This is a genomic window from Paraburkholderia sp. BR10923, from assembly GCF_040948765.1.
In the GTDB taxonomy this organism is placed as follows: Bacteria; Pseudomonadota; Gammaproteobacteria; order Burkholderiales; family Burkholderiaceae; genus Paraburkholderia; species Paraburkholderia youngii.
The window spans coordinates 1-843 of record NZ_JBFPKO010000137.1; the positions used below are offsets into that span (position 1 = coordinate 1).

2 protein-coding genes are annotated in these 843 nt (G+C 64.2%); both read left to right on the plus strand.

The features are described 5' to 3' along the window. Window positions 1-489, plus strand: a 489-nt coding sequence (locus AB3X94_RS41775) for a phosphopantetheine-binding protein (RefSeq protein ID WP_368594412.1), incomplete at its 5' end; no start/stop codon positions are given. Beyond that, on the plus strand, window positions 486-843 hold a 358-nt coding region (locus AB3X94_RS41780; RefSeq protein WP_368594413.1), incomplete at its 3' end, for a condensation domain-containing protein. The genes AB3X94_RS41775 and AB3X94_RS41780, both read left to right, overlap by 4 nt.

Below are 843 nucleotides of genomic sequence, written 5' to 3' on the forward strand. Positions count from 1 at the left end.
GTGGTGGCCGCACAGGAGGCGCAGGAAGCGCAGCTTGCGGCGACGCTGCGCGCGCATCTGGTGGGGCAGCTGCCGGACTACATGGTGCCGGCGGCGTTCGTGCCGCTGGGGGCGCTGCCGCTGACGGCCAATGGCAAGCTGGACCGGCGGGCGCTGCCTGCGCCGCAGGACGATGCGTATGCGCGGCGGGGCTACGAGGCGCCGCGCGGGGAGCTCGAGACGGTGCTGGCGCAGCTGTGGGCGGAGCTGCTGGGTCTGGAGCGGGTCGGTCGGCATGACCACTTCTTCGAGCTGGGCGGCCATTCGCTGCTGGCCGTTCGGCTGCTCAGCCGGCTGTCGCAGATTGCGGGTGTGGAACTGTCGCTGGCGATGCTGTTTGCGCGGCCGGTGCTGGCCGATCTGGCCCGTATGACTGCTATCGCTTTGATCGAACGAGAATTCGATCCTGATGAACTTCGGAACCTGCTTTCTTTGGGAATGCGGACATGACAGATCTAACTAGGATCGAGTTAGAAGATCTCGATATTGATGACTTAACCGAGCTTGTCTTGCTTGCCAAAGACAGAAATTGTAATGACGGTAAGCGAAAGCCCAGGTTGATACAAACCATAGGCCGCGAAGACCTTCTATTGCTGTCGTTTGCGCAGCAGCGGCTGTGGTTTCTGGCCCAGCTGGACAAGGACAGCACCCGCTACCACATTCCGCTGGGCTGGCGCTTGCGGGGCAGGCTGGACCGCGCGGCGTGGCGACGCAGCCTCGATCAGCTGTATGCGCGCCACGAGGCGCTGCGCAGCGTCTTCGTTGATGCGGAGGAGGGCCCCCGGGTTGAGATCCTGCCGCCCG